Source organism: Pedobacter borealis DSM 19626, from assembly GCF_000708285.2.
GTDB lineage: Bacteria > Bacteroidota > Bacteroidia > Sphingobacteriales > Sphingobacteriaceae > Pedobacter > Pedobacter borealis.
In genome coordinates, this window is record NZ_JAUG01000169.1 from 1 (window position 1) to 3,819 (window position 3,819).

The window sequence follows — 3,819 nt, forward strand, 5'->3', positions numbered from 1 at the left end:
AGGAAGGACCAAATGTTGAAATGGCAAAGGAAACAGGAAGTTTATGGTAGAGCGTTTACAGCAGAACCACGTTAGAGAACTACTTATATGAGGGTAGGACGGAATACCGAAGTGGAGGCCTATTTTGCCGCTCATCCAGGTGAAAGATCTGGTGAACATACTTTAATCATCAGCCCTGACAATAAAATAGATAATCCTTATGTGGGTTATGGTAGAAACTGTTTTTGGCCAGACAAAGGTGAAGAAGCTAGTAGTATTAGTGGGTTAGGCGGATTAACGCATGAGTTAGGCCACTGTTTAAATTTGCCCCATAACAGGCAGCGGGAGTCAAGAATAAATGATCCGAGCTACGGAACTTCGTTAATGGGAAGCGGCAATGGTACATACGGAAAATCACCTACTTTCCTTACTGAAGTAGATTGCGCGATTTTAAATACCAATCAGGTTTTTCAAACGAATCCCACAATCACTTACTATGGAGTGGTAACTGCCAGTATCAAAAAAATGTATTATCGCCGTTAAAACATTTAGGTATTTTAAAATCATTGTTAAATCTAATTACGATACGGGCAGAGCCTGATAAATCATGTATTGCCGAAATGAGCATTTATAAAAACTAACCAGAAGCGCAAGCTCAGCTGGTAAGTAATGGACTTATTACAATAAAATTTGCGAAAATCTTAAAGTTTAAGGTTTTCGCACTATTCATTTAAGATTTTCCCTATAGAATCACTGGCCAAATAAACAATTTTACCCTTTAATATACCTGCATATCGCGAGAATTTTTACTACACATTAAACTATATCCCAATAAACAATAAATGATCAAAATTTATTAAGCAGATCATTAAAATCAATCATTAAATGCAAAAACAAATAATTCTATTCCTCTTGGTTCTTTTCTCTTTCCAAAAGGTAAACGCGCAAAAAAAACAGCTATTGACAAGTGAAATCATCAGTCAGATGAAAAAAGTTGCTGACTGGCAATGGACAAACTTAGAAACGGCAGGATGGAAAAATCCGAAAAAAGACTGGACCAACGGCGCAATGTATGCAGGAATGATGGCTTGGGGCCGCCTGGCAGATACTGATACTTATTATAAAAAGCTGATTCAGGTTGGTGACGATAACAAATGGAACACTGGTAGATATCGTTTAATGGCGGATGACTATTGCGTTGGTCAACTTTATTCGCAGCTATACACCATTTATAAAAGACCCGAATATATTCAGCAGTTTAAAGCCCTGGCCGATACCATTGTTTCTTTACCACACGTAGAAAGCCTGGAATGGAAAAATGGTATTTATACCCGCGAATGGGCCTGGTGCGATGCCTTGTTTATGGGGCCGCCAGCTTTGGGTTATTTAACCCAGGCAACTGGTGATGCAAAATATCTGGATAAATCAATTGCATTATGGTGGAAATCTACCGCCTATTTATACGATAAAGAGGAGCATCTTTTTTATCGCGACAGCCGTTATTTTAACAAAAAAGAAAAAAATGGAACCAAGGTATTCTGGAGCAGAGGTAATGGATGGGTAATGGGTGGTTTAGTACGGCTGTTATCGGTGACACCTCAAAATCACCCTGAACGTAAAAAATTGGTAAAACTGTTTGTCAGCATGTCTGAGAAGCTGGCCTCGCTGCAACAGGCAGATGGAAGCTGGCACGCGAGTTTGCTCGATCCCGAAAGTTATCCTTCAAAAGAGACCAGCGGTACCGGATTTATCTGTTATGCAATGGCCTGGGGGGTAAACAACGGACTTATTCCCTACAAAAAATACGAAAGCGTAATTTCTAAAGCATGGGATGCACTTAGTTCTTCTGTTCATCCTGATGGGAAATTGGGTTTTGTACAGGCTCAAGGAGCTGCGCCCGATAAAGTTGGTTATGAGGATACTGATGTTTATGGTGTTGGCGCTTTTTTATTGGCAGGCAGCGAAATGTTCCGTTTAAACCTGGCGCATAACGATAAAAGTATTGTTGCCGAAGCATACAACGGATCGTCAGACAGTAATAGTCAGACCATAAAGGTTGCATGGCCTCAGGTTGTAAAAAAGGTTAAAGTAAAAGATCCCAAACAATTAATAGCCAGAGATGCTGCCAGTGGTCAAATTGTGCCTTTAAATGTGAGTTATAAAGATGAAAAAATAACAGGGGTTTATATCACCACGGACCTTAACGCTGGAGCCAGCAAATTTTTCGAAATCAGCACAAAATAATCATTTAGCCATGAACAATCTTAGATATGCCTTTTTGTTATGCATAATACTTTTAACAACAAGTACCGTTGCCGACGCACAAAAACCAAAGAAAACGAAAATAGCTCCGGTAGCAAGCGGCGCACAAGACAGAGCCTTTTGGGTTAAAACCCTGTATAAAATTGCCTATCCCGTTATCCATAACCTGGCCAATAATACATTGAAAAAAAATATGGCTACCGAGGTAGCACCACACTATTATAACAATGTAAGGGAGGTAGGCTATACAGAAGCATTAGGACGTACTTTTGCGGGGATTGCCCCTTGGTTAAGCCTGCCAGACGATGATACGGAAGAGGGGAAGCTAAGGGCAAAGTTTAAGGCTGAGACCATTCAGGCCTTAAGCAATGCGGTTGATCCATCAAGTGCTGATTACATCAATTTCAGAACAGATGCACAGCCGATTGTTGATGCTGCCTATGTAGTGCAGGGGTTTCTGCGTGCGCCTAACATTTGGAAAGCACTAAACGAAACCACGCAAAAAAGATATATAGCCGAGATTAAATCGTTAAGAAATAGAACCGGTGCATATAACAACTGGCTTTTGTTCCAGGCCATAGAAGAGGCCTGGCTGTTAAGCGTAGGAGAGGAGTACGAACCATACCGCACCATGACAGCCATTAACAAGCTGAATGAATGGTACGTTGGAGATGGCTGGTATTCTGATGGATCGAGCTTCAGTACCGATTATTACAATTCTTATGTTATCCATCCGATGATGATCGACATTTTGAAAGTAATGGTAGCCAAGAAAAAGATGGCCGAAGCACAGTTAACCAAAGCCACCAGCCGTGCCGTACGTTTTGCTCAGGTTACCGAAAGAATGATTTCTTCAACAGGTGAATACCCCCCGATAGGAAGAAGTGTAACTTATCGTACGGCAGCTTTTCAAGCCTTGGGCCAAATTGCGCTAGATCAAAAACTGCCTAAAGAATTAAGTCCGGCGCAAGTGCGCTGTGCACTGACCAAAGTGTTCGAAAATATGTATGCTGGCGATCAAAATTTTGATGCGCAGGGATGGTTGGTTTTAGGATTTAATGGCCACCAGCCAGAAATTGCCGATCCATATACCTGTACCGGTAGCCTTTATATGGCAACATTGGGTTTTTTACCCTTGGGCCTTCCAGCCGATAATGCATTTTGGACAGAAGCAGCCGCACCCTGGACCGCTCAAAAAGCCTGGGCGGGTAGCTCTTTTCTTAAAGACCATTCATCAGGGAAATGATTAGATGAAAATCAATTGATTTTATAGTTGTCATCCTAAGGGGTAATTTATTTCATAAAGATCAATATAAATAACGTTGAAATCTCAGCTGGTATATAATTCCCCTCTTTTAGAGGGGTGTCCGCAGGACGGGGTGTTTTTTTAGTCCTTGCCGGACAGGCTTCTTTCTTTTTGGCATCAAAAAGACCAGCGTAGCTAGCTTGAATACCGTTGAAAAAATAAAAGCCCATGAAAAAACAAAAAACACCGGCTGAAAATTTATTCATTTGTATTATAGTTTTCAGCTGTATTCATGAGGGCTTCGCCGTTTTCTTTCGAAGTTAGTAGGTTGG

At 41.0% G+C, this 3,819-nt stretch carries 4 protein-coding genes; 3 read left to right on the forward strand and 1 reads right to left on the reverse strand.

The window, feature by feature from the left end; translation table 11 throughout:
* The first annotated feature begins 87 nt into the window (after positions 1-87).
* From AW17_RS23125 to AW17_RS23135, 3 genes are all read left to right on the forward strand, one after another.
* Positions 88-522 (forward strand): zinc metalloprotease, encoded by a 435-nt coding sequence (locus AW17_RS23125; protein WP_029280671.1) that lies wholly within the window; start codon positions 88-90, stop codon positions 520-522.
* Positions 523-864: 342 nt separating this feature from the next.
* Positions 865-2,223 carry a glycoside hydrolase family 88/105 protein gene (locus AW17_RS23130; protein ID WP_083488820.1) on the forward strand — a complete coding sequence of 453 codons (1,359 nt, stop codon included), beginning with the start codon at positions 865-867 and terminating at the stop codon, positions 2,221-2,223.
* A 10-nt stretch (positions 2,224-2,233) separates the two neighbouring features.
* Entirely contained in the window at positions 2,234-3,487 is a 1,254-nt protein-coding gene (locus AW17_RS23135; RefSeq protein ID WP_029280675.1) for a DUF2264 domain-containing protein, read from the forward strand.
* Positions 3,488-3,534: 47 nt separating this feature from the next.
* On the opposite strand, the gene AW17_RS23140 is transcribed toward AW17_RS23135, so the two are convergent.
* On the reverse strand, positions 3,535-3,753 hold the full coding sequence (locus tag AW17_RS23140) for a hypothetical protein (protein ID WP_157280413.1): 219 nt from the start codon (positions 3,751-3,753) through the stop codon (positions 3,535-3,537).
* Between the last annotated feature and the right edge of the window lie 66 nt (positions 3,754-3,819).

Bases quoted from the DNA above. Each gene is read 5' to 3' on its own strand.
- AW17_RS23125 (WP_029280671.1), top strand. From the start codon at position 88: ATGAGGGTAGGACGGAATACCGAAGTGGAGGCCTATTTTGCCGCTCAT.
- AW17_RS23130 (WP_083488820.1), top strand. From the start codon at position 865: ATGCAAAAACAAATAATTCTATTCCTCTTGGTTCTTTTCTCTTTCCAA.
- AW17_RS23135 (WP_029280675.1), top strand. From the start codon at position 2,234: ATGAACAATCTTAGATATGCCTTTTTGTTATGCATAATACTTTTAACA.
- AW17_RS23140 (WP_157280413.1), bottom strand. From the start codon at position 3,753: ATGAATAAATTTTCAGCCGGTGTTTTTTGTTTTTTCATGGGCTTTTAT.